The 23,895-nt window shown below is 70.1% G+C and carries 20 protein-coding genes and 1 pseudogene; 8 read left to right on the plus strand and 13 right to left on the minus strand.

The features are described from left to right. Nucleotides 1-24 precede the first annotated feature (24 nt). Entirely contained in the window at nt 25-1,434 is a 1,410-nt protein-coding gene (locus A8M77_RS17930) for a sensor histidine kinase (RefSeq protein ID WP_086922910.1), read from the plus strand. A 7-nt stretch (nt 1,435-1,441) separates the two neighbouring features. Here the strand turns inward: A8M77_RS17930 and ispF are convergent, their stop codons facing one another. Together ispF and ispD are read right to left on the minus strand one after the other, a co-directional pair. Continuing rightward, nucleotides 1,442-1,927 carry a 2-C-methyl-D-erythritol 2,4-cyclodiphosphate synthase gene (gene ispF, locus A8M77_RS17935; protein ID WP_086922863.1) on the minus strand — a complete coding sequence of 162 codons (486 nt, stop codon included), beginning with the start codon at nt 1,925-1,927 and terminating at the stop codon, nt 1,442-1,444. Continuing rightward, on the minus strand, nt 1,924-2,640 hold the full coding sequence (ispD, locus tag A8M77_RS17940; RefSeq protein ID WP_086922864.1) for a 2-C-methyl-D-erythritol 4-phosphate cytidylyltransferase: 717 nt from the start codon (nt 2,638-2,640) through the stop codon (nt 1,924-1,926). The genes ispF and ispD overlap by 4 nt, the downstream gene beginning before the upstream one ends. Nucleotides 2,641-2,737: 97 nt before the next feature. Between ispD and mfd the strand changes: the two genes are divergently transcribed. From mfd to A8M77_RS17955, 3 genes are read left to right on the plus strand one after another with little or no spacing between them, the layout of a single operon-like run. Beyond that, on the plus strand, nt 2,738-6,214 hold the full coding sequence (gene mfd, locus A8M77_RS17945) for a transcription-repair coupling factor (RefSeq protein WP_086922865.1): 3,477 nt from the start codon (nt 2,738-2,740) through the stop codon (nt 6,212-6,214). Then, nucleotides 6,211-6,924, plus strand: a complete 714-nt coding sequence (gene serB / locus A8M77_RS17950) for a phosphoserine phosphatase SerB (RefSeq protein ID WP_086922866.1) — start codon at nt 6,211-6,213, stop codon at nt 6,922-6,924. The genes mfd and serB overlap by 4 nt, the downstream gene beginning before the upstream one ends. Nucleotides 6,925-6,951: 27 nt before the next feature. Then, the gene (locus tag A8M77_RS17955) at nt 6,952-8,016 is read left to right on the plus strand and encodes an Ldh family oxidoreductase (RefSeq protein ID WP_086922867.1); all 1,065 of its coding nucleotides are present in this window, start codon (nt 6,952-6,954) and stop codon (nt 8,014-8,016) included. Nucleotides 8,017-8,023: 7 nt separating this feature from the next. Here A8M77_RS17955 and A8M77_RS17960 read toward each other — a convergent pair whose 3' ends face one another. Both A8M77_RS17960 and A8M77_RS17965 read right to left on the minus strand, forming a co-directional pair. Beyond that, nucleotides 8,024-9,211, minus strand: a complete 1,188-nt coding sequence (locus A8M77_RS17960; RefSeq protein WP_086922868.1) for an aminotransferase-like domain-containing protein — start codon at nt 9,209-9,211, stop codon at nt 8,024-8,026. Between the two features lie 61 nt (nt 9,212-9,272). Beyond that, nucleotides 9,273-9,770 (minus strand): tripartite tricarboxylate transporter substrate-binding protein, encoded by a 498-nt coding sequence (locus A8M77_RS17965; RefSeq protein WP_238136863.1) that lies wholly within the window; start codon nt 9,768-9,770, stop codon nt 9,273-9,275. Nucleotides 9,771-9,774: 4 nt separating this feature from the next. Here A8M77_RS17965 and A8M77_RS37250 point away from each other — a divergent pair, with 4 nt between their 5' ends. Next, the gene (locus tag A8M77_RS37250) at nt 9,775-9,903 is read left to right on the plus strand and encodes a hypothetical protein (RefSeq protein ID WP_272947443.1); all 129 of its coding nucleotides are present in this window, start codon (nt 9,775-9,777) and stop codon (nt 9,901-9,903) included. Nucleotides 9,904-9,984: 81 nt separating this feature from the next. On the opposite strand, the gene A8M77_RS17970 is transcribed toward A8M77_RS37250, so the two are convergent. Further along, nucleotides 9,985-10,668, minus strand: a complete 684-nt coding sequence (locus A8M77_RS17970; RefSeq protein ID WP_086922870.1) for a DJ-1/PfpI family protein — start codon at nt 10,666-10,668, stop codon at nt 9,985-9,987. A 99-nt stretch (nt 10,669-10,767) separates the two neighbouring features. Here A8M77_RS17970 and A8M77_RS17975 point away from each other — a divergent pair. Both A8M77_RS17975 and nth read left to right on the plus strand, forming a co-directional pair. Beyond that, nucleotides 10,768-11,803: pseudogene (locus tag A8M77_RS17975) on the plus strand (GlxA family transcriptional regulator). Then, nucleotides 11,800-12,438, plus strand: a complete 639-nt coding sequence (nth, locus tag A8M77_RS17980; protein WP_086922871.1) for an endonuclease III — start codon at nt 11,800-11,802, stop codon at nt 12,436-12,438. The pseudogene A8M77_RS17975 and the gene nth overlap by 4 nt, the downstream one beginning before the upstream one ends. Nucleotides 12,439-12,440: 2 nt before the next feature. Here nth and A8M77_RS17985 read toward each other — a convergent pair whose 3' ends face one another. Genes A8M77_RS17985 through A8M77_RS18000 form a run of 4 tightly spaced genes read right to left on the minus strand, consistent with a single transcriptional unit; the run spans nt 12,441 to nt 16,346 of the window. Then, a complete protein-coding gene (locus A8M77_RS17985) occupies nt 12,441-13,049 on the minus strand; it encodes a histidine phosphatase family protein (RefSeq protein WP_192871633.1) in 609 nt (202 codons plus the stop codon). Beyond that, nucleotides 13,046-13,840, minus strand: coding sequence for an adenosylcobinamide-GDP ribazoletransferase (gene cobS / locus A8M77_RS17990; RefSeq protein ID WP_086922911.1), 795 nt, complete (start codon nt 13,838-13,840; stop codon nt 13,046-13,048). The genes A8M77_RS17985 and cobS overlap by 4 nt, the downstream gene beginning before the upstream one ends. Beyond that, entirely contained in the window at nt 13,840-14,880 is a 1,041-nt protein-coding gene (gene cobT / locus A8M77_RS17995; RefSeq protein WP_086922873.1) for a nicotinate-nucleotide--dimethylbenzimidazole phosphoribosyltransferase, read from the minus strand. Before cobT ends, cobS begins: the two co-directional genes overlap by 1 nt. Continuing rightward, nucleotides 14,877-16,346: a cobyric acid synthase gene (locus A8M77_RS18000; RefSeq protein WP_238136864.1), complete on the minus strand. Its 1,470-nt coding sequence runs from the start codon at nt 16,344-16,346 to the stop codon at nt 14,877-14,879. Before A8M77_RS18000 ends, cobT begins: the two co-directional genes overlap by 4 nt. Nucleotides 16,347-16,501: 155 nt before the next feature. On the opposite strand from A8M77_RS18000, the gene A8M77_RS18005 reads away from it, so the two are divergent. Beyond that, the gene (locus A8M77_RS18005; protein WP_086922875.1) at nt 16,502-16,732 is read left to right on the plus strand and encodes a hypothetical protein; all 231 of its coding nucleotides are present in this window, start codon (nt 16,502-16,504) and stop codon (nt 16,730-16,732) included. 9 nt (nt 16,733-16,741) lie between these two features. Here A8M77_RS18005 and A8M77_RS18010 read toward each other — a convergent pair whose 3' ends face one another. The 4 genes from A8M77_RS18010 to A8M77_RS18025 all read right to left on the minus strand — a co-directional run bounded on the left by A8M77_RS18010 (nt 16,742) and on the right by A8M77_RS18025 (nt 23,838). Beyond that, nucleotides 16,742-18,223, minus strand: coding sequence for an efflux transporter outer membrane subunit (locus A8M77_RS18010; RefSeq protein WP_086922876.1), 1,482 nt, complete (start codon nt 18,221-18,223; stop codon nt 16,742-16,744). A 41-nt stretch (nt 18,224-18,264) separates the two neighbouring features. Next, entirely contained in the window at nt 18,265-21,549 is a 3,285-nt protein-coding gene (locus A8M77_RS18015; protein ID WP_086922877.1) for an efflux RND transporter permease subunit, read from the minus strand. A 28-nt stretch (nt 21,550-21,577) separates the two neighbouring features. Then, the gene (locus A8M77_RS18020) at nt 21,578-22,822 is read right to left on the minus strand and encodes an efflux RND transporter periplasmic adaptor subunit (RefSeq protein ID WP_086922878.1); all 1,245 of its coding nucleotides are present in this window, start codon (nt 22,820-22,822) and stop codon (nt 21,578-21,580) included. Between the two features lie 143 nt (nt 22,823-22,965). Continuing rightward, nucleotides 22,966-23,838 carry an alpha/beta hydrolase gene (locus tag A8M77_RS18025; protein WP_086922879.1) on the minus strand — a complete coding sequence of 291 codons (873 nt, stop codon included), beginning with the start codon at nt 23,836-23,838 and terminating at the stop codon, nt 22,966-22,968. Between the last annotated feature and the right edge of the window lie 57 nt (nt 23,839-23,895).

A 23,895-nucleotide genomic window follows, 5' to 3' on the forward strand; every position in this document is an offset into this window, starting at 1 on the left:
GGCGAAGACGGCCCGCAAGTCACTTTGCCGAGCCCGCTGGAGGGCCTCGGCCAGCCGAAGCGCAAGCCACGGCTGCAGCTCGGGCTGAGCCTGTTCTGGCGCACCTTCTTCCTGCTGGTGCTCCTGCTGATCGGCTGCACGGTCGCCTGGCTGCAGACCTTCCGCGCTCTCGAATACGAGCCGCGCGCCATCCAGACCGCGCACCAGATCGCTTCGCTGGTCAACCTTACGCGCGCCGCGCTGGTGTATTCCGACGCCATCACCCGCGTGTCGCTGATCAAGACCCTGGCCGACCAGGAAGGCGTGCGCATCCTGCCGCGCGAGCCCAACGACCGCTTCATGCCCTACACCACCGGCGCGCTGGACCAGCGTGTGACCGAGGAGCTGATCGACCGGCTCGGCGAGGGCACGACGGTCGCGAGCCGGGTGAACGACGAGCCCGGCCTCTGGATCGGCTTCACCATCGAGAGTGACGCCTACTGGCTGCTGCTCGACCCCACCCGTTTCACCCGCCTGGGCAGCCGCACCTGGCTGGTGTGGCTGGTGACGACCATGGCGCTCTCGCTGGCCGGGGCGGCGCTGATCACGCGCCTGATCAACCTGCCGCTCAAGCAGCTGTCGCGCGCCACCATGCAGGTACGGGAAGGTGAATACGAGGCGCACCGGCTGGACGAGCGCGCCCGCACGAACGAAATTCGCGCGGTGAACGTCGGCTTCAACCGCATGGCCGACCAGTTGGCCAAGATCGAGCAGGATCGCGCCGTGATGCTGGCGGGTATCTCCCATGACCTGCGCACCCCGCTGGCGCGCCTGCGGCTGGAAACCGAGATGAGCGTGACCGACGAGGACGCCCGCGAGCACATGGCGGCCGACATCGCCCAGCTGGACGCCATCATCGACAAGTTCCTCGACTACGCGCGGCCCGACCACGTGGAGTTCAAGCCGGTGCTGCTGCGCGACGTGGTCGACGCCTGCGTCTACGCGGTGCAGGACCACGAGGACATCAAGATCACGGTCGACGTGCCCGCCGACCTACGCGTGATGGCCGACGAGGTGGAGCTGCAGCGCGTGATCTCCAACCTGGTCGAGAACGCACGGCGCTACGGCAAGACGCCTTCCAGCGGCGTGGCCGACATCACGATCCAGGCGCAGGCGCACAACGATGCCGTGCTGATCAAGGTGCGCGACCATGGCGCCGGCGTCGCGCCCGCCCTGCTCTCCCAGCTCAGCAAGCCCTTCTTCCGCGGCGACACGGCCCGCACCTCCGCGGCCGGCGCGGGGCTGGGCCTGTCGATCGTGACCAAGAACATCGAGCGCATGGGCGGGACCTTCGCCCTCACCAGCACGCCGGGCCGCGGCCTCGCGGCCCACATCCGGATGCCGCGCGCCGCCTCGGCCAAGGTCGAAGGCCCGGTGGCGACTTCCTCCAAGTAGCCGAGCCTCAGCGATGCAGCAGCGCCACCGCGCGCGCTTCCATCGCCCGCCCCTCGCCCACCGGCCCCAGCTTCTCGGCCGTCTTGGCCTTGACGTTGACCTGGCCGGCCTCGATCCCGAGCGCAGCGGCGATCCGCGTGCACATGCCCGGGATGTGCGGCGCCAGCTTCGGCGCCTGCGCGATCACGGTGCCGTCGACGTTGCCGATCTCCCACCCCGCGGCGCGCACGCGGCGCGCCGCCTCGGCCAGCAGCACCGCCGAATCGGCGCCGCGGAACTGCGCATCGGTGTCGGGGAAATGGCGGCCGATGTCGCCCAGCCCCGCCGCGCCCAAGAGGGCGTCGGTGATGGCATGCAGCAGCACGTCGGCGTCCGAGTGGCCCAGCAGGCCGGTGGTGTGCGGGATCTCGACGCCGCCCAGGATCAGCCTGCGTCCGGCGACCAACTGGTGCACGTCCCAGCCTTCGCCGATGCGGATGTTGAAAGCGCTCATGTGGATGCGGCGCGCCGAGTCTGCAGCAGCGCCTCGGCCAGCGCGAAGTCCTCGGGGAAGGTCAGCTTGAAATTCTGCGCGCTGCCCGGAACCAGCAGGGGCGCCAGGCCGATCGCCTCGATCGCGCTGGCCTCGTCGGTCACCGTGTCGCCGGTGCGCTCGAGCGCGTCGAGCAGCATGCCGATGCGGAACATCTGCGGCGTCTGCGCCAGCCACTTGTCGGCACGGGTCAGCGTGTCCGCCACCCGGCCGTCCGGCGAGGCGGCCTTGAGGGTGTCCGCCAGACGCTGGGCCAGCAGGCCGCCGACGGCATCGTGCTCGCAGGCCGCGATCAAGGCCTCGATCTGGGTCGGCGTGACCAGGCAGCGCGCCGCATCGTGCACCAGCACCCAGTCGTGCGGGCCCGCACCGGCCACCTGCTTCAAGGCCTGCAGGCCGTTGCGAACACTCGCCGCCCGCGTGGCGCCGCCGACCTGCAGCAGGTGCTCGCCCGCCGCCGGAAAGAGCGGCAGCGCGGCCGAGATCTCGCGGTCCTGCGGCGACACAACCACCGCGATGCCGGCAAAGCGCCCGGCCAGCGCGCGGAAGGCTTCCAACGTGTGCCGCACCATCGGCCGCCCGGCCACGCGCTGGTACTGCTTGGGACCGACGCCGCCGGCGCGGCTGCCCGAGCCCGCGCAGGGAATCAACACGAAAAGACGGGAAGCGATCATGGATCGGTAGGCTGCGCCCAAAAGGCAGCCATTCTAGAATCGGGCCTCACACCCCTCGCCGCGCGGCGCGGGGTGTTCTGCATTTCTCCGGCATCCCATGGACCTCCCCCACCTCACGCCAGGCAAGCGCTTCACGCTGCCACGCCCCGCCCTCTCCGCCGATGCGCTGCTGCTGGGCCAGCTCGCCGGCCGCGAAAGCGCAGCAGGCCGCGCCACCGCCGTCTTCACCGCCGATGCCAACGACGCGCAGCGGCTGATCGACGAACTCGCCTTCTTCGCGCCCACCCTGCGCTGCGCCCTCTTCCCCGACTGGGAGACGCTGCCCTACGACAGCTTCTCGCCGCACCAGGACCTCATCAGCGAGCGCCTGGCCACGCTCTGGCGCATCAGCCAGAAGGAGGCCGACGTGGTGCTGGTGCCGGCCACCACCGCGCTCTATCGCCTCGCGCCGCCGTCCTTCCTGGCCGGCTACACCTTCCACTTCAAGGTCAAGCAGAAGCTGGAGGAGTCCAAGCTCAAGGCCCAGCTCACGCTGGCAGGTTACAGCCACGTCACGCAGGTCGTGAGCCCAGGCGAATACGCCGTGCGCGGCGGCCTGATCGACCTGTTCCCGATGGGTTCGCAGGTGCCGTTCCGGGTCGACCTGTTCGACGACGAAATCGACTCCATTCGTACCTTCGACCCGGACACCCAGCGCAGCCTCTACCCCGTGCCCGAGGTGCGCCTGCTGCCGGGCCGCGAGTTCCCGATGGACGACGACGCCCGTGCGCGCTTCCGCCATCGCTGGCGTGAGCTGCTCGAAGGCGACCCGACGCGCAGCCGCCTCTACAAGGACATGGGCAACGGCGTCGCGACCGCCGGCATCGAGTACTACCTGCCGCTCTTCTTCGAGGAGACGGCCACCGTCTTCGACTACCTGGGCGCCGACACCACCGTGGTGCTGCACGGCGAGCTCGAGCCGGCCTTCCAGCATTTCTGGCAGGACACCGGCGAGCGCTACCGCCTGGTGCGCGGCGACCCGGAGCGGCCCGCGCTGCCGCCGGAAGCGCTGTTCCTCAACGCCGAGCAGTTCTACCAGCGCGCCAAGCCGCATGCGCAGCTGGCGATCCGATCCGCCGAAGGCACGCCCTACGCCGAGTTCGACGCGCTCCCGCCCTTCGCGGTGGTGCGCGGCGCGGACGATCCGCTGGTCAAGCTCAAGGCCCACATCGCCGCCACGCCGCACCGCGTGCTCTTCATCGCCGAAAGCGACGGCCGCCGCGAGAGCCTGCTCGACTTCCTGCGCGCCAGCGGCCTCAATCCCCCGGCCTTCGACTCCCTGGCCGAGTTCGAGGCCGCGGCCGACGAGAAGACCGGCATCGCCACCGCCGCGCTCGCCGCCGGCTTCGCCTGGACCGAGCAGGGCATCGACTTCGTCACCGAGACCGAGCTCTTTGCCACCGCCCCCAGCACCCGCCGCCGCAACCGCAAGCAGGAGCAGGTCAGCGACGTCGAGGCGCTGATCAAGGATCTGAGCGAGTTGGCGGTCGGCGACCCGGTGGTGCATTCGGCGCACGGCATCGGCCGCTACCGGGGCCTCGTCCACATGGACCTGGGCCAGGGTACCGGCCCTGACGGGAAGCCCCTGATGCAGGAGATGCTGCACCTGGAGTACGCCGACAAGGCCACGCTCTACGTGCCGGTCGCGCAACTGCACCTGATCAGCCGCTACACCGGCGTCAGCGCCGACGAGGCCCCGCTGCACAAGCTGGGCTCCGGCCAGTGGGAAAAAGCCAAGCGCAAGGCGGCCGAGCAGGTGCGCGACGCCGCCGCCGAGCTGCTCAACATCTACGCCCGCCGCGCGGCGCGCGAAGGCCATGCCTTCCGCTTCTCGGCGGCCGACTACGAGGTCTTCGCCAACGACTTCGGCTTCGACGAGACCGCCGACCAGAAGGCCGCGATCCATGCCGTGATCCAGGACATGATCTCGCCCCGGCCGATGGACCGGCTGGTCTGCGGCGACGTCGGCTTCGGCAAGACCGAGGTGGCGCTGCGCGCAGCCTTCGTTGCGATGACCGGCGGCAAGCAGGTGGCTTTCCTCGCACCCACCACGCTGCTGGCCGAGCAGCACTACCAGACGCTGGTGGACCGCTTCGCCAAATGGCCGGTCAAGGTGGCGGAGATGAGCCGCTTCCGCTCGACCAAGGAAATCAACACCGCCGCCAAGGGCCTGGCCGACGGCAGCGTCGACATCGTGGTCGGCACGCACAAGCTGCTGTCCTCCAGCGTCCAGTTCAAGAACCTGGGCCTGCTGATCATCGACGAGGAGCACCGCTTCGGCGTGCGCCACAAGGAGGCCATGAAGGCCCTTCGCGCCGAGGTGGACGTGCTCACCCTCACCGCAACGCCCATCCCCCGCACCCTGGGCATGGCGCTCGAAGGCCTGCGCGACCTCAGCGTGATCGCCACCGCGCCGCAGCGCCGCCTGGCCATCAAGACCTTCGTCCGCAACGAGGGCACCGGCGTGATCCGCGAGGCCGTGCTGCGCGAGCTCAAGCGCGGCGGGCAGGTCTACTTCCTGCACAACGAGGTCGAGACCATCGAGAACCGGCGCCAGAAGCTGGAGCAGATCCTGCCCGAGGCGCGCATCGCCGTGGCCCACGGCCAGATGCCCGAGCGCGAGCTGGAGCGCGTGATGCGCGACTTCGTGGCCCAGCGCTACAACCTGCTGCTGTGTTCCACCATCATCGAGACCGGCATCGACGTGCCGAGCGCCAACACGATCGTGATGAGCCGCGCCGACAAGTTCGGCCTGGCCCAGCTGCACCAGCTGCGCGGCCGCGTCGGCCGCAGTCATCACCAAGCCTATGCCTATCTGATGGTGCCGGACATCGAGGGCCTGACCAAGCAGGCCGCGCAACGCCTCGACGCCATCCAGCAGATGGAGGAACTGGGCTCGGGCTTCTACCTCGCCATGCACGACCTGGAGATCCGCGGCGCCGGCGAGGTGCTGGGCGAGAACCAGAGCGGCAACATGATGGAGATCGGCTTCCAGCTCTACAACGAGATGCTGGCAGAGGCCGTGCGCTCGCTCAAGGCAGGCAAGGAGCCCGACCTGCTGGCGCCGCTGTCGGTCACCACCGAAATCAACCTGCACGCGCCCGCCCTGCTGCCAGAGGACTACTGCGGCGACGTGCACCTGCGCCTGTCCTTCTACAAGAAGCTCGCCACCGCCCGGACCTCCGACCAGATCGACGCCCTGCTCGAGGAGATCGTCGACCGCTTCGGCAAGCTGCCGCCGCAGGCGCAGACGCTGATCGACGTGCACCGCCTGCGCGTGCTGGCGCGGCCCTACGGCGTGGTCAAGGTCGATGCCGCGCCGGGCGTGATCAACATCAGCTTCAAGAAGGATCCACCGGTCGATTCGATGGCCATCATCCAGCTGATCCAGAAGAACCGGCACATCAAGCTGGCCGGCAACGAGAAGCTGCGCATCGAGCGCGAACTCAAGGAGCCGAAGGACCGGGCGCAGATGGTGCGCGACGTGCTGCGCAGCCTTGGACAACCGAAAGTACAGGAAGCCGAACCGGCATGAATCCCGCCCTGCCCCTCTCCCCCGGCCTCGTCGTCCAAGGCTTCACACCGCCTCTCGCCCTCGCCGACTTCAAGCTGATCGCCTTCGACATGGACTCGACGTTGATCAACATCGAGTGCATCGACGAGATCGCCGATGCGGTCGGCAAGAAGGCCGAGGTCGCGGCCATCACCGAGGCCACGATGCGCGGCGAGATCAAGGACTTCAAGGAAAGCCTGCGCCGCCGCGTCGCCCTGCTGCAGGGCGTGCCCGTGACGGCGCTGCAGGAGGTCTACGACCGGCGCCTGCGCCTCAACCCGGGTGCCGAGGCGCTGGTGGCGGCCTGCAAGGCCGCGGGCCTCAAGGTGCTGCTGGTCTCCGGCGGCTTCACCTTCTTCGCCAACCGGGTGAAGGATCGCCTGGGGATCGATTTGGCGCGGTCCAACCTGCTCGACGAGGCCGACGGCCACCTGACCGGACGCGTGGTCACGCAGTCCTGGGGCGACATCTGCGACGGCGCCGAGAAGCGCCGCACGCTGCTGGAAGTCGCATCGCTGCTGGGCGTCTCGCCCGGCGAGTGCATCGCGGTGGGCGACGGCGCCAACGACCTGCCGATGATGGGCGAGGCCGGCCTCTCCGTGGCCTACCACGCCAAGCCCAAGGTGCGCGAGCAGGCCATGGTGGCCATCGACGAGGGCGGCCTCGACCGGCTGCTCGAAGTGCTGCGCTGAAGCAGCCGGCAAGAGCACACTGACGCCATGAACGACACATCGCCCCGCTACGACGCCACCGCCCTCACCCGCTATGCCGCAGGGCTGCTGCAGCGTGCCGGGCTGGCTGAGCCGCTCGCCGACACCGTCGCCGACACGCTGGTGCAGGGCGACCTGCTCGGCCACGACACGCACGGCCTCGCGCTGCTGGCGGGTTATCTGAAGGAGCTGGAAGGCGGCCGGATGACGCGCGACGGCGCGCCGCTCGTCGTCTCCGACCGCCCCGCCGCCGTGCTGTGGGACGGCCAGCGCCTGCCCGGCCCCTGGCTGGTCCACCAGGGTCTGGACCTGCTGGTGCCGAGGGCGCGCGAACTCGGCACCGCCTCGCTGGTGATCCGGCGCAGCCACCACATCGCCTGCCTGGCCGTCTACCTGCTGCGCGCGCTCGAGGAGGACATGCTGCTGGTGCTCGCCTGCTCCGATCCCAACACCGCGAGCGTGGCGCCCTTCGGCGGCACGCGGGCGGTGTTCACGCCCAACCCGCTGGCGCTGGGCTTTCCGCTCGGCAACGGCGGCGTGATGGTCGACATCTCGGCCTCCATCACCACCAACGGCATGAGCAACCGCAAGCACAAGGCAGGCGAGCGCTTCGACGAGGAATGGCTGATCGATGCCCAGGGCCGGCCCAGCAGGGATCCCGCCGTACTGTTCGCCAATCCGCCCGGCACGCTGCTGCCGGTCGGCGGCCTGAGCCACGGTCACAAGGGCTACGGGTTCGCCCTGCTGGTCGAAGCGCTCACGGCGGGGTTGGCCGGCCACGGCCGCGCCGATGCACCCGAGGGCTGGGGTGCGACCGTGCACCTCACACTGCACGACCTGAGTGCCTTCGGCGGCAAGGCAGCCTTCCTGCGGCAGATGGACCACCTGGCCGAACAATGCCGTACGAACCCGCCCGCCGATGCCGGCAGGCCGGTGCGCATGCCGGGCGAGCGCGGATTGCAGCGGCGTGCCGAACAGCGCGCGGGCGGCGTGCGCCTGCACCCGTCGATCGCGCCCTCGCTGCAGGAGGCCGAGCAGCGCTACGGCCTGCGCCTGGCCGACGCGCTGCGCTGAGGCAGGCTCAGAGCGCCGCGCCCAGGCGCTGGATGCCCTCTTCGATCTTCTCGACGTTGGCGGTCGCGAAGCTCAGGCGCAGGGTTGCCAGATCGGGCTTCTCTGCGTAGAACGGCGCGCCGGGCACGAAGGCCACCAGCTTCTCGATCGCGCGCTGCGCGAGCACGTTCGCATCGGCCAGCTTGCCGCCCGCACCGGTCAAGCGTGCCCAGAAGAACAGACCGCCACCCGGTTGCGTGAAGGTGATCGCATCGCCCAGCTCGCGCTTCAGCGCGGCGCCCATGGCGGCCGCACGCTCGCCGTAAACCTTGCGCACGTGCGCCAGCGTGTCGGGCATGCGCCCGCTCTTGAGGTACTGCGCTGCGGTGGCCTGGGAGAAAGTGCTCGTGTGGGCATCGCTGAACTGCTTGCACATGGTGGCCTTCGCCAGCAGTTCGGGCGGCGCGATCATCCAGCCGATACGCAGGCCCGGGCTCAGCACCTTGCTGAGGCTGCCGCAATGCACCACGAGCTCGCGGCTGCCCGGCACTTCCCGGGTGAGCGCCATCAGCGAGGGCGGCGGCGCCTTGCCGAAGTAGAGGTCGCCATAGGGATCGTCTTCCACGATCACGGTCCGATGCTTCACCGCCAGTTCCAGCACCTTCCGCCGGCGCTCCAGGCTGAGCGTGGCGCCGCTGGGATTGCCGAAGGTCGGGATCAGGTAGACGAACTTGGGCTTGTGCTCCACGATCAGTTGTTCCAGCTGATCGACCTGCACCCCGTCGGCGTCGACGGGCGCGCTGATCAACTGGGCGCCATAGAGGCGGAAGCACTGGATGGTCGCGAGGAAAGTCGGCCCTTCGACGATCACCTTGTCACCGGGCGAGACAAGCGTCTTGCCCAGCAGGTCCAGCGCCTGCTGGCTGCCGGTGGTGACGATCAGGCCGTTCGGGTCGACCTCCACGCCCTTGCCCTTCATGAAGGCCGAGAGCTGCGCGCGCAGGGGCTCGTAGCCTTCGGTGGCGCCGTACTGGAGCGCGCCCCCCGGCTCTTCCGCGAGGGCCTTGGTACTGGCTTCGCGCAGTCCCTCGACGTCGAACATCGCGCTGTCCGGAAAGCCGCCTGCGAAGCTGATGATGCCGGGCTTGCCCAGCAGCTTGAAGAGTTCTCGGATGGCAGAGGTTTCGACGTTGTCGAGGCGGGTGGCGAATTGCATGGCTGCTCTCTCTTTCAGGGGCATGTATTGTCGCAAGGCCGAAGCGCAGCTATCCGGCCATTCACTGGGGGACGAAGCCGCTTTCCTGCACGAGGCCCGCCAGCATACGGGAGACCTGGGCCAGCCGCTGCGCATGCTCGGCGGGCGTGCCTGAGAGCACGGTCATGGCATGGCCGCGCAGCCTGGCCGCCACCTCGGGCATGGCGAGCACGCGCTGCAGCGCCTGGTTGTAGCGCGCGACGGTGGCCTCTGGCGTCGCAGCCGGCGCGTAGAGGCCCAACACGTCCGTGGCCTCGAGCCCGCCGAGGCCCGCATCCGCGAACGAAGGCACGCCGGTCAGCAGGGAAGTAGCGCGGGAGACGGCCAGGATCCGCAGCCTGCGGCCTTCGTGGTACGGCAGGAAGTCGGAGATGCCCGAGACGCCCGCCGCGAGTTGGCCGCCGAGCAGGTCCTGCACCATCGGCGTCGCGCCGCGATAGGCCACCGGCACCGCGTCGACCTGGAAGGCCCGCGCGATCCTTCCGGCCACGAATTCCGGCGCGCTGGCCGGTGCCGGCACGCCGATGCTGGCATCCGCCCGGTGCGCCGCGAACCAGGTCTTCAGCTCGGCCAGCGTCCTGGCGCCGGTCTTCGGATGCGACGAGCAGCCGGATCGCGCCCCGGTGCTCCTGCGCCTGGCCGATCGAGGATGACATCAACGCGCAGGCGGCGAGCGATGCCAGCAGCAGCCGCCGTGCGCGGCGGGAGGAGGACGTTGGCATGCTGTTCCCCGATCAGCTCAACACGGGCGCTTGCGCTGGGCGCGCGGCCAGGATCGCGCGGCGCTCTTCCACGATGCCGCGGACCTTCTCCCGCGCCGCCCGCACCATCGCGGCAGGCGCCTTGTGCGGCGTGCCGGTATCGAAGGGCGGCTGCGGGTCGTACTCGGCGAACAACTGAACGCCCTGGGCCACTTCGGCGCCGCTGACCTCCGCGATGGCCTGCAGGGCGGCATCGATGCCCGAGGTCATCCCCGCGCCGGTAATCCGGTTGCGGTCCACCACCACACGCCGGTCCACCGCGGTCGCGCCCACCAGCGGCAGCAGCGCATGCGAAGCCCAGTGGCAGGTGGCCTGGTAGCCGTCCAGCAGCCCGGCGGCGCCCAGCACCAGGGGACCGGTGCAGATGCCGACGACCCACCGCGCCTGCGCGCCCTGCCGTGCCAGGAAGCGCAGCACCTCCTCGTCCTGCATCAGCGCGCCGACACCCGGGCCGCCCGGCACCACGATCATGTCGAGCGGCCCGCAGTCGTCGAAGCTGGAGGTGGCGCGGAACTCCCACCCGAGCTCGGTGCGGATCGGGTCCCGGTGCTTCCACACCAGTTGCAGGCGCGCGCCCGGGATGCGCGCCAGCAGGTCGGCCGGGGCCACGTAGTCGATGGCGGTGATGTCGGGGAATACAAGCATGCCGATGTTCATGGCGTCGTTCGCTCCTGCAGGTCTTGAAGGTGGGCGCAGTGTAGGATTCGTCCTCCTGTCCTTTGCGACAATCTCCCCACGATTCCTGCCAACGCCTCCATGCCGGCTGCACGCACCTCCGGGCGCACCGACGACGTTCATCACGTCTGGTTCCTGGCCTACGAGCGCTTCCAGCTGCTCGATGTCTGCGGGCCGCTGCAGGTCTTCGCCCACCGCCAATGACGAACTGGCGCTGGCGGGCCGCCCGGCCCGCTACGACACGCGCGTCCGCGCCTTTGCCGCCGGCGCGGTGCACAGCTCCAGCGGCGCCGCACTCGAGGCCGCCGCCCTGCCCCGGCGGCCATCGCGCATGCCGGACACGCTGATCATTCCCGGCGGTCCGGGTGTCTGGCAAGCCGGCCGGGCCGCGGCTCAGCAGGAGCTGGTGGCCTGGACGCGCCGCGCCGCGCCACGGGTGGCGCGCCTGGCCTCGGTCTGCACCGGTGCCTTCGTGCTCGCGCGCACCGGCCTGCTCGACGGCCGCCGCGCCGTCACGCACTGGGCCGCGTGCGAACAGCTGGCCACGCTTTTCCCTGCGATCGAGGTGCAGCAGGACGCCATCTATTTCCGCGACGGCCGCTACTGGACCTCGGCCGGCGTCACCGCGGGCATCGACATGGCCCTGGGCATGGTGGAGGCCGACATGGGCCGCGACATCGCGATGGGCGTGGCCAAGAAGCTGGTGGTCTTCTACAAGCGGCCCGGCGGCCAGTCGCAGTTCAGCAGTGCCCTGCTGGAGCAGGCGGCCGGCGACACGCGCATCGCCGAACTCCACCGCTGGATCGCGAGCCGCCTGCGCCAGGCGCTCACGGTCGGGCAGATGGCCGAACGCCTGGACATGACACCGCGCACCTTCGCCCGCTTCTACCGCCGGCAGACCGGCACGACGCCTGCCCACGCGGTGGAACGGATGCGGCTCGAGCAGGCCTGCCGCCTGATGGAGTCACGCCGGATCGCGATCAAGGCCGTGGCGCAGCAATGCGGCTTCTCCTCCGAGGAGGTCATGCGCCGAAGCTTCATCCGCCACCTGCGCGTCTCGCCCACCGAGTACCGTGCGCGCTTCTCCAGCGAATCCCCCACCGTCCAGCCCTCATGAAAAAAGAACGCATCGAGCCCTTCTTCGCCACGCTGCAGGCGGCCAACCCCGAGCCCGAGACAGAGCTCGAATACAGCACGCCCTTCGAGTTGCTGGCCGCGGTGCTTCTGTCGGCGCAAGCCACGGACGTGGGCGTGAACAAGGCCACCCGCAAGCTGTTCCCGGTCGCGAACACGCCGCAGGCCATTCTCGACCTCGGCCTCGAAGGGCTGGAGGACTACATCAAGACCATCGGCCTCTACCGCAGCAAGGCGAAGCACCTGATGGAGGCCTGCCGCATGCTGATCGAGCAGCACGGCGGCGAAGTGCCGCGCACGCGCGCCGAGTTGGAGGCACTGCCCGGCGTGGGCCGCAAGACCGCCAACGTGGTGCTCAACGTGGCCTTCGGCGAGCCCACCATGGCGGTCGACACGCACATCTTCCGCGTCAGCAACCGCACCGGCCTGGCGCCGGGCAAGACGCCGCTGGAGGTCGAGCTCAAGCTGGAAAAGCGCGTGCCGCCGGCCTACCGCCTGCATGCGCACCACTGGCTGATCCTGCACGGCCGCTACGTCTGCGTGGCGCGCAAGCCGATGTGCTGGAAATGCGCGGTCGCTCCGTATTGCGACTACAAGCCGAAGACGCCGGCGCCCTGAGCTCAGATCTCGACCACGACCCACTCGCCGAAGGCAACGGGGCGCGAAGGCCATTGGTCGGCGCGCTCGATGCAGCGCTGTCCGTCGCGCAGGGCCCAGACCGCTCGGATCACGCCGGCATGCGTGATCCACAGCGCATCGCGCCCGCGGTCGCGCCATTCGTCGAAGGCCTCGCCCACCCGCCGCATGAACTGGCGCGTGCTCTCGCCGTCGCCGCCCGCGGGCGCGTCGGCGAAGGCGCGGGTCCATGCATCGAGCTCGGTGCGCCCGATGCTGCTCCAGGCGCGGCCCTCCCAGCTGCCGAAATCCATCTCGGCGATGCGCGGATCGATGCGCAGCGTCAGCGCCGGCCGAAGCGCGACCAGGGCCTGGGCCAAGATGGCGCAGCGTTGGAGAGGCGAGCAGACCAGCTCGATGCCGGCTGGCAGCGCCGGCGCGATGCGCTCGGCAATGACCCGCGTCGCTTCCGGCGGCACGCCCACGTCGCTGCGGCCGTAGCAGGAGCCGGCCACCGCGGTGGTCTCGGGGTGGCGCACCAGGCCCAGCTTCACTGGAGTACCTCCGCCTTCGGCTGCGGCGCTATTCGCCTTCGGAACGGCCGTGCGGCTCATGCCTGCCACGCCAGCGCCAGGTAGATGGCGAGCTCGCACACCTGCTGCGTCGCGCCGAGCCCATCGCCGGTGAAGCCCTGCAGCCGGCGCAGCAGCAGCCGCGCCATGAACAGCGCACCGAGCCCGCAGATCGCCAGCGCGACCGCCGCCTGCACCGGCGGATGCGCCACCAGCAGCAATGCCGCGGCCGGCAATGCATACAGCACGCCCACCAGCAGCGCCCCGCCGCCGATCGCATCGGCCAGCGGCTTGGACTTGCTCGTGCCTTCGTCGCCCACATGGGGCAGCCAGCGGATCAGGAACAGCGGCGCCAGCCGCGACAGCACATGCGCCGCCAGCAGCGCGGTCGCCGCGCTCATTGCGCCCTGACCCGCCAGCACGGCCAGCAGCGCGATCTTCAGGCCCAGCGCCAGCACCAGCGCGATGGCGCCGAAGGCACCGATGCGCGAGTCCTTCATGATCTCCAGCGCCCGCCTGCGGTCCGCCGAGCCGCCCAGGCCGTCGGCGACGTCGGCCAGGCCATCCTCGTGAAAGGCGCCGGTCAGCAGCACCGTCGCGATGGTCGACAGCAGCGCCGCCGCGGCGGCGCCCGCCACTCCATGCAGCGCCGACTGGGCCAGCAGGAACACCCCCGCCGCCACCGCACCGACCAGCCAGCCCACGCCCGGAAAATGCGCCGCGCTCGCCCGCAGCATCGTGGGACTGAAACCGACCCAGCCGGCCAGCCGCCCCGTGACCGGCACGCGCGTGAAGAACTGCAGCGCCAGCAGGAAATGGCGCAGGCCCTGCATCATGCGTCCCGCTGCGACACGCCGGCCGATTCGAAGCTGGCCATCTCGCGCAGGATGCGGCAGGCCGATTCGAGCAGGGGCCAGGCCAGCGCGGCGCCGGAGCCTTCGCCCAGGCGCAGGTCCAGCGCCAGCAGGGGCGAGAGGCCCAGCGCCTCCAGCAACAGCCGATGCCCCGGCTCCGCGGAGGCATGCGCCGCGACGCAGCGCTGCACCGCGTGCGGCCGCAGCGCGCCGGCCACCAGCACGGCCGCGCTGGCGATGAAGCCATCGACCACGATCACACGCCGCTCCTCGGCCGCCTGCAGCACGGCGCCGACCAGCGTCGCGATCTCGAAGCCACCGAAGGCAGCGAGCGCACCCAGCGGCGTGCCCGCATCGGCATGCAGCGCCAGCACATCGCGCAGCAGCGCGCGCTTGCGCGCCAGACCGGCCGGGTCGAGGCCGGTGCCGCTGCCGGTGCAGGCGTCGATGTCCAGCCCCGCGAGCCGCGCCAGCAGCAACGAGGCGGCGGAGGTGTTGCCGATGCCCATTTCGCCCAGCAGCAGCGCATTGCCCCGCAGTTCGCGCACCAGCGCCATACCGTTGGTGATGGCCTGCTCGCACTGCGCGGCGCTCATCGCGGGTCCGGCCGACGCATCGGCAGTGCCCGGCGCGATCTTGCAGATGCGCAGGCCCTCCCGCGGGACGAAGTCGTGCCGCACGCCGCAATCCACCACCGTCAGCGCCAAGCCATGTTGCCGCGCCAGCACGCTGACGGCCGCCCCGCCGGCGAGAAAGTTCTCCACCATCTGCCAGGTCACGTCGCTCGGATAGGCCGAGACGCCGCGCGCCGCCAGGCCATGGTCGCCGGCGCAGACCAGCATCTGCGGCGCCTCGAGCACCGGCGCCTCGCTGCCGAGGATCAACCCCAGACGCAGCGCCAGCGCCTCGAGGCGGCCCAGCGCGCCCAGCGGCTTGGTCTTGTGGTCCAGCAGGTGCTGCAGGCGGCCGGCGAGCACGGCATCGTCGATCGCCGCGATGGCGGGAAGTTCAAGCGTCATTCGATCAGGGCGCGCAACGCGCCGGCTTCAAAGTGGGAATCGATCTGGTCGGCCAGGCCGTCGAACACGGACTCCAGCGTGCGCGCACGCGCGCCGAACAGCGCCTGCAGCACGGCCGGGTCCTCGAACAGGCCATGCAGGTACAGGCCCAGCACATTGCCCCGCGCGTTGCGCCAGGCCAGGTCCTCGGGCATGGCCGGGTGCGCATGATCGCCGGCGGCGGCCATCGCGGGATGCGGCGCGGTCTGTCCGTGGTGGATCTCGTAGCCCCGCAGCGCCACGCCGGACAGCGCGGCCCAGCAGCCCTCGAGCGCGCCGAAGCGCGTCTCGCGCAAACGCACCGTCTTGTCCTGCGCGAACACGGTGACCAGCGGCAGCAGCCCCAGGCCCGGCCCGTTGCCGTCCACGCCGTGCGGGTCGATCAGGGCCTCGCCCAGCATCTGCAGCCCGCCACAGATGCCCAGCACCGCGCCGCCTTGCGCCGCATGCGCCGCGACCGCACGGTCCAGGCCCTGCGCGCGCAGCCAGGCCAGGTCGCCACTGGTGTTCTTGGAGCCGGGCAGCACGATCCAGTCCGCGCCGGCCAGCTCGGCCGGGCTGCGCGCCCAGCGCAGGCGCACACCCTCGATGTTCTTGAGCGGCTGGAACTCGTCGAGGTTGCTGATGCGTGGATAGGCGACCACGGCCACCGTCAGGCGGACTTCGCCGGCCGCGCCGCCGCGCTCGTCGAACACGCCGTCCTCTTCGGGCAGGCCATGCTGCCACCACATGGGCAAGGTCGCGATGGTGGGCACGCCGGTCAGCTCGCGCAGGCGCTCGGGCGCGGGCGCGAGCAGCGCGGCATCGCCACGGAACTTGTTGAGCACGAAGCCCGCCAGCCGCGCGCGGTCAGCTTCGGGCATCAGCGCCCAGGTGCCGTAGAGATGGGCGAAGGCGCCGCCGCGGTCGATGTCGGTCACCAGCAGGCAGCGTGCATCGGCCTGCCGCGCGACCCGCAGGTTGACGATGTCGCTGTCCATCAGGTTGATCTCGGCCGGCGAGCCGGCGCCCTCGATCACGACGACGTCGTTGTCGGCGCGCAGTTCATCGAGCGCCTGGGCGACCTGGGGCCACACGCGCTCGCTGCGGCCGCGCCAAGGCATGGCGGTGAGCTCGGCGCTCACCTGCCCCATCAGCACCACCTGGCTGTGGGTGTCGCGCTCAGGCTTGAGCAGCAGCGGATTCATACGCACCTCGGGCACGGCGCGCGCCGCCAGGGCCTGGAAATACTGCGCGCTGCCGATCTCCCCGCCGGCCACCACGCGCGCGTTGTTGCTCATGTTCTGCGCCTTGAAGGGCGCCACCATCAGGCCCTGCCGCGCGTACCAGCGGCACAGGGCGGTGGCGAGCCAGCTCTTGCCGGCACCGCTGGTGGTGCCCAGCACCATGACGCTGCGGGCCTTGTCACGCCCGGTCCTCTGTTTCATGCGGGCGATTGTCGTGCACGGCCCCGCACAGGGGGGTCGGTCGCGCCAAATGCGCAGTTCATCACATTTTGGCGGGTTGCATTTGGATGCACCTGCATCCGACCCGCAGTGCCTACGTAGCCTTTTCTGCTCAATAAGCAAAAGAAAAGGTGTTGATGGCTTCGTTACGCGACATGGCGCTCACCATCGAGGAGCGCACAAAAGGGAAGTTCTACTGGGTGCTGATCGAAGCCTTCGAGGATGACGGATCCGAGGTCCTGCACTACCGACGCGTCAGATCGGCCGCCACGCCGCAGGAAAGCTATTCGAGTGCGCTCGCGCTGGGCGCGGCCGCGCTGCGCCGGCTGGCACAGGCGCGGCCGCCCGCCGATCCGCCGCAGCCGTGAGGCTGCCGCTCAGCGAACGGCCACCTGTGCCGCAGGCTGCGCGGCAGCCACGGCATCGCCCGTCGTCCAGCCGCCGCCCAATGCGCGTATCAGGCCGACGGTGGCCTGGTACTGCGCGGAGCGCACCTGCAACGCCTGCCGCCGGTTGCGCAGTTCGCTGCGGCGCGCGTCGAGCAGGTCGAGCTGGCTGATGTAGCCGTTGCGGTAGCGCGTGTCGGACAGCTGCGTGGCCCGGGTGGCCGAGGCCACCGCCTTGCCCTGCACTTCCGATTGCGCCTCCAGGATGCGCAGCGAGGACAGCTGGTCCTCCACGTCACGGAAGGCGCCCAGCACCTGCTCCCGGTAGCCCGCGAGTGCGCCGTCGAGCTGGGCATTCGCGCCCTGCACGCCGGCCTCGCGCCGGCCGCCGTCGAGCAGCGGCAGGGAGAGCAGCGCGCCGATGCCCCAGGAGCGCGCCGACCACTTGAACAGGTCACCCAGTTCGGACGAGGCATAACCGGCCCCGCCGGTCAGCGAGATGTCCGGGAACCAGGCCGTCTGCGCGACGCCCACGCGGGCCTGCGCCGCCAGCACGCTCTTCTGCGCGGCCGCGACATCGGGCCGGCGCGTCAGTACCGTCGCCGGCACGCCGGCCGGGATCACCGGCAGTGCGGTGTTCCAGCGGTCGGTCTTCATCTCGAAGCTGGACGCGGCCTCGCCGGTCAGCACCGCCAGTGCATGCTCGAGCTCGGCACGGCGGCGGTCCAGGGTGAGCGCATCCGATTCGGTGGAGGCCATCTCGGTCTCGACCCGAGCCACGTCGAGCTCGGCGATGTCGCCGGCCTGGTGGCGCTGCTGCGTGAGGCGCAGCGTGTCCCGGTAGGCCTCGACGGTCTCGCGCACCAGCTGGCGCTCGTCGTCGATGGCACGCAGCGACAGGTAGGTCTGCGCGGTCTCGGCCTGCACCAGCAGGCGCGTGCTCTGCAGCAGGCCTTCGCGCGATTCGGCGTCGAGCCGCGCGGCATCGCTGGCCTTCGAGAGCCGGCCGAACAGGTCGAGCTCGTAGGAGAAGTCGAGTCCCGCATTGATCAGCGTGGACGGCTGCGTGCTCTGGTTGCGGTCCAGCCCGCGCTGCCGGCTGGCGCCCGCGCCCAGGCCGAGCTGCGGCGCCCGGTTCGCGTCGGCGCTGCGCACCAGCGAACGCGCCTCGGCCAGCCGCGCCGCCGCGGCCTGGATGCTGTTGTTGGCGGCATCGGCACGCGCGACCAGCGCATCGAGCACCGGGTCGTTGAAGGCGCGCCACCATTCGCCGCGCGGCTGCGCCTCGGCCGGCTTGGCGCGCGTCCACTGCCCTTCGGCCGGCGCCGCGGCCTGTTCCTTGAACTGGGCCGGGGTCTGGACGCTCGGCGCCTCCGGCGTTGCCGTGGCGCAGCCGGCCAGCACCAGGGCCGCCACGAGCGGCACCAGCGCCGCGCGCAGGGGCCGGGTGAAAGTGCTTCGATCGAATTTCATGATCCGCTTTCTTCTTTCAGGAAGGCTTGCGCCCTCGTTCTTCAGTCATGTGCCTTCAGGGGCGCGGCAGGCAGGGGCCGCAGGCCGCCCGCGCCACCGGAGGAGCCGCCGGCATCGTGATGCGGCGCCGGGTGCTCGGCCGAGACGAAGCTGTCGTCGTCCGCCAGGTGCGGCACCTCGCCGTGCAGCTTGAGCGGCTTGTTGCCCGTCAGCTTGCGCAGGGCCACGTAGAACACCGGCGTCAGGAACAGGCCGAAGGCCGTCACGCCGATCATCCCGGCGAACACCGCCACGCCCATCGCCGAGCGCATCTCGGAGCCCGCGCCCTTGGCCAGCACCAGCGGCAGAACACCCATCACGAAGGCCATCGAGGTCATCAGGATCGGGCGCAGCCGCAGGCGGCTGGCCTCGATCGCGGCCTGGACAGGCGTTCGCCCGGCAAATTCGAGCTCGCGCGCGAACTCCACGATCAGGATCGCGTTCTTCGCCGACAACCCGACCAGCACGATCAACCCGATCTGCGTGAAGACGTTGTTGTCGCCGCCGGAGATCCACACGCCGGTCATCGCGGCCAACAGGCCCATGGGCACGATCAGGATGATCGACAGCGGCAGCGTCAGGCTTTCGTACTGGGCAGCCAGCACCAGGAACACCAGCAGGATGGCGAGCGGGAACACCAGCACCGCCGAATTGCCGGCCAGGATCTCCTGGTAGGTCAGCTCGGTCCACTCGAAGCTCACGCCCTTGGGCAGGGTCTCGGCGGCGATGCGCTCGATCGCGTCCTGCGCCTGGCCCGATGAGAATCCGGGCGCCGGCGCGCCATTGACGTCGGCCGAGAGGTAGCCGTTGTAGCGCATCGCGCGCTCGGGGCCGAAGCTCGAGTCCACCTTCATCAGCGCCGACAGCGGCACCATTTCGCCGGTGTTGGAGCGCACTTTCAGCAGGCCGATGTCCTCGGCGCGTGCGCGGTAAGGCGCATCGGCCTGCACCCGCACGGTGTAGGTGCGGCCGAACTTGTTGAAGTCGTTCACGTACAGGCTGCCGAGGTAGACCTGCATGGCCTCGAAGATGTCCGTCACCGGCACGCCGAGCTGGCGCGCCTTGGTGCGGTCGATGTCCGCGTACAGCTGCGGCACGTTGACCTGCCAGCTGGTGAACATGCCGGCCAGCTCGGGTGCCTGGCGGGCCTTGGTCATGAAGGCCTTGACCGCCGCATCCATCTGCTCGTAGCCGACCGAGCCGCGGTCCTCCAGCTGCAGCTTGAAGCCGCCCGTGGTGCCCAGGCCCGCCACCGGCGGCGGCGGGAACATCACGATGAAGGCGTCCTGGATGCCGGCGAACTGCTGGTTCAACTGACCCGCCACCGCGGCGCCGCTCTGGTCGGCACGCCGACGCTCGTCGAAGGGCTTGAGCGTGGTGAACACGATGCCCGAGTTGGAGCTGTTGGTGAAGCCGTTGATCGACAGGCCCGGGAACGCGACCGCATCCTCCACGTTCGGGTTCTTCTTGGCGATCTCGCCCATGCGCTGGATCACGTCTTCCGTGCGGTCCAGCGTGGCGCCGTCGGGCAGTTGGGCGAAGCCGATCAGGTACTGCTTGTCCTGCGTCGGCACGAAGCCGCTGGGCACGGCCTTGAACAGGCCGAAGGTCACGCCCACCAGCGCCAGGTAGATGACGAGCATCAGCGTCTTGCGCGAGATCACGCCCTTGACGCCGCCGCTGTAGGCCTCCGAGCCGCGGTGGAAGACCTTGTTGAAGCCGCGGAAGAACCAGCCGAACGCGCGATCCATGCCGCGCGTGAGCGCGTCCTTGGGCTCGTCGTGGCCTTTGAGCAGCAGCGCGGCGAGCGCGGGCGAGAGCGTGAGCGAGTTGATCGCCGAGATCACCGTCGAGATCGCGATCGTGACCGCGAACTGCTTGTAGAACTGGCCCGTCAGGCCGCTGATGAAGGCCAGCGGCACGAACACCGCCACCAGCACCAGCGCGATGGCGATGATCGGCCCTGACACTTCGCGCATGGCGCGGTAGGTCGCCTCGCGCGGCGTGAGCCCGGCCTCGATGTTGCGCTCGACGTTCTCCACCACCACGATCGCGTCGTCCACCACGATGCCGATCGCCAGCACCAGCCCGAACAGCGACAGCGCGTTGATCGAGAAGCCCAGCACGTGCAGCACGGCGAAGGTACCGACCACCGACACCGGCACGGCCAGCAGCGGGATGATGGACGCGCGCCAGGTCTGCAGGAACACGATCACCACCAGCACCACCAGCAGGATGGCCTCCAGCAGCGTGTGCACCACCGATTCGATGGAGGCACGCACGAACTGCGTCGGGTCGTAGGCGATGCGGTATTCCACGCCCTCGGGCATGTTCTTCTTGATCTCGTCCATCGTCTTGCGCACGTTGGCCGAGATGTCGAGCGCGTTGGAGTTCGGCGCCTGGAACACGCCGATACCGACCGCCTGGTCGTTGTTGAGCAGCGAGCGCAGCGAGTAGTCGGCAGCGCCCAGTTCGATGCGGCCGAGGTCGCGCAGCCGCGTCACCTCGCCGTTGGCACCGCTCTTGACGATGATGTCGCCGAACTCCTCTTCGTTCTGCAGCCGGCCCTGGGCGTTGATGGACAGTTGCATGTCCACGCCCGACAGGCCCGGCGAGGCCCCGACCACGCCGGCCGCGGCCTGGATGTTCTGGCTGCGGATGGCCGCCACCACGTCGCCGGCCGACAGGCCGCGCTGCGCCACCTTCTGCGGGTCCAGCCAGACGCGCATGGAGTAGTCGCCGCCGCCGAAGATGTTGACCTGGCCCACGCCCTCGATGCGCGCGAGCCGGTCCTTGACGTTCAGCACCGCGAAGTTGCGCAGGTAGTTGATGTCGTAGCGCTCGTTGGGCGACACGAGGTGCACCACCATCGTGAGGTCGGGCGAGCTCTTGATCGTGGTCACGCCCAGGCGGCGCACTTCCTCGGGCAGGCGCGGCTCGGCCTGCGTGACGCGGTTCTGCACCAGCTGCTGCGCCTTGTCGGGGTCGGTGCCGAGCTTGAAGGTCACCGTCAGCGTCATCACGCCGTCGGTGGTCGCCTGGCTGAACATGTAGAGCATGCCCTCGACCCCGTTGATCTGCTCCTCGATCGGCGTGGCCACCGTCTCGGCGATCACCTTCGGGTTCGCGCCCGGGTACTGGGCGCGCACCACCACCGAGGGCGGCGCCACTTCGGGGTATTCGGAGATGGGCAGACCGCGCAGCGCGATCAGGCCCGCGATCAGCATCAGCAGCGAGAGCACGCCCGCGAAGATCGGCCGATCGATGAAGAACTTCGATAGATTCATGATGTTTCCCTCGGGATGCCGCAGCCCATCAGGACTTGGCGGCGCTGGCCACGCTCTGGGCCTGCGCTTCGGTCTTGCCGTCCATGCTCACTGCCGTCGGTGCCACCAGGGCGCCCGGGCGGATGTGCTGCAGGCCGTTGACCACCACGCGCTCACCGGCCTTCAGGCCCTTGGTCACCACGCGCAGGCCGTTGGCCGGCGCGCCCAGCGTGACTTCGCGCCACTCGGCCTTGTTGTCCTCGCCGATCACCATCACGAACTTCTTGTTCTGGTCGGTGCCGACCGCGCGCTCGCTGACCAGCAGCGCGGTGTCGCTCTTGGCCTGGCCCATGCGGATGCGGGCGAACTGGCCGGGGATCAGCGTGCCTTCCTTGTTGTCGAAGGCGGCGCGCACGCGCACCGTGCCGCTCCTGGCGTCGACCTGGTTGTCGATCAGCTGCAGCCGGCCTTCGTAGGGCGTGCCTTCGAGGCCGGCGGTGCCCATCTGCACCGGGATGCCGTCCAGCTTGCCGCGCGCGGCAGCCCCTGCGGGCAGTTCCCTCAGCGCCTTGACCACGACCTGCTCGTCGGCGTCGAAGCTCGCGTAGATCGGGCTGACCGACACCAGGGTCGTCAGCACCGGCGCGCCGGGGCCGGCCGCGACCAGGTTGCCCACGGTCACTTCCAGCTTGCCGACGCGGCCCGAGACCGGCGCCTTCACCTGTGTGTAGCCCAGGTTCAGGCGCGCGCTCTGCAGTTGGGCCTGCGCGGCACGCAGGCTGGCCTCGGCCTCGCGGCCGGCGTTGACCCGCTCGTCCAGCTCGCGCTGGGCGATGGCCTTGTCGTCCCACAGGCGCTTCGCACGCTCCTGCTCGCTGCGCGTGAAGGCTGCGCGGGCCTGGGCCGAAGTGACCTGCGCCTCGGCCCGCTCCACCTCGGCGGCGTACGGCGCCGGGTCGATGGTGACCAGCAGGTCGCCCTGCTTGACCAGCGCGCCTTCGCGGAAGTGCACCGACTGCACGGCGCCCGAAACGCGGGAGCGCACGTCGACGCGCTCCACCGCTTCCAGGCGGCCGGAGAACTCGTCCCAGGTGTTGACCTCTGTCGCGGCCACCACGGCCACCGACACCGGCGTGGCGCGCGGCGCGGCGACGGCAGGCGCGTCGTTGGCCTCGGCCTTGAAGCTGGGGAAGCCGAGCAGGATCGCCGAGGCGATCGCCACCAGGGCGGTGACGCCGGTCACGGCAGGCCAGACGCGGCGGCGGAGGTTCGACTTGTTGTTGGTTGGCAGCATGGTGAAGGTCCTCGTGATGACTTTGAAAAAACAACAACCCGGCCCGCCGCGGTGGCGGCAGGAAGGCGACAACCGGCCCTGCCGGTGATACCGGCAAGCCGAGCGAAACTTCGAGAAAGGTCTACCGGCGCAGCCGGCTGTGCCTAGGCCGGGGGAGGCAGCGGCGGCACCGTGGAAGCGAAGAACGCGCGCAGATGCCCACCCACTGTCTCCGTGCACGCGCAGTCCCCGGAAGCGGGGTCATACAACTCGTCCGGACACTTGGCGGACGAAGGCAGCACCGCCTTCGTCACCGGAATGCCCGCTTCATGCAGCCGCCGCGCGAAGCTCAGGGCCTCGTCGCGCATCGCATCGTCCTCGCCGACCAGCACCAGGGTGGGCGCCAGCTCGGCCAGCCTCAACGCGGCGCCCGGCACCGCGTAGGGATGCGTCGCGTTCATCGGGCTGCTCAGGTATTCCTGCCATCCCGAGGCCCAGCGGCAGCGGACGACATCGGCAGAGGCATTCCGCAGCGACAGCGTGCCGGCGCAGGGGTCCAGCATCGGCGACAGCAGGATCTGGCCGGCCAGCGGCGGATGGGCGCGATCGCGCGCCATCACGCCGACCGCGGCCGCCACGTTGCCGCCCGCCTCTTCGCCCGCCAGGTACAGGCGAGCGCCCTTCCCGGCCAGCTTGACGCGCTGCTTGTAGGCCCATTCCAGCGCCGCGAATCCGACCTCGATCGGCTCGGGGAAGGGCTTGAGCGGATAGTCCACCGACAGCACCACCGCGCCGGCGCCGGCCAGCATCCGGGCCACGTTGCGGCCGTCATCCAGGCCCCCGCTCACGAAGGTGCCGCCATGGAAATGCACCACCAGCGGCGTCGAAGCGCCCTTGGCCTTCTGCCCATAGAGGCGGGCCTGTACGGGCTCACGGTCCGGCAGGGGAATGCTGATGTCGGTTTCGGTACCCGACGCAGCAGCGGCCGGCGTGGCCGCAACGGCTTCGGCAGGACGCGGAATGGGACGGGATGACATGGCACAGGCTCGGTGTGTGGACGATGGTTGAATATTAAGGGCCTCATTGGCGGCTAC

Source organism: Variovorax sp. JS1663 (assembly GCF_002157355.1).
Lineage (GTDB): Bacteria > Pseudomonadota > Gammaproteobacteria > Burkholderiales > Burkholderiaceae_C > Variovorax.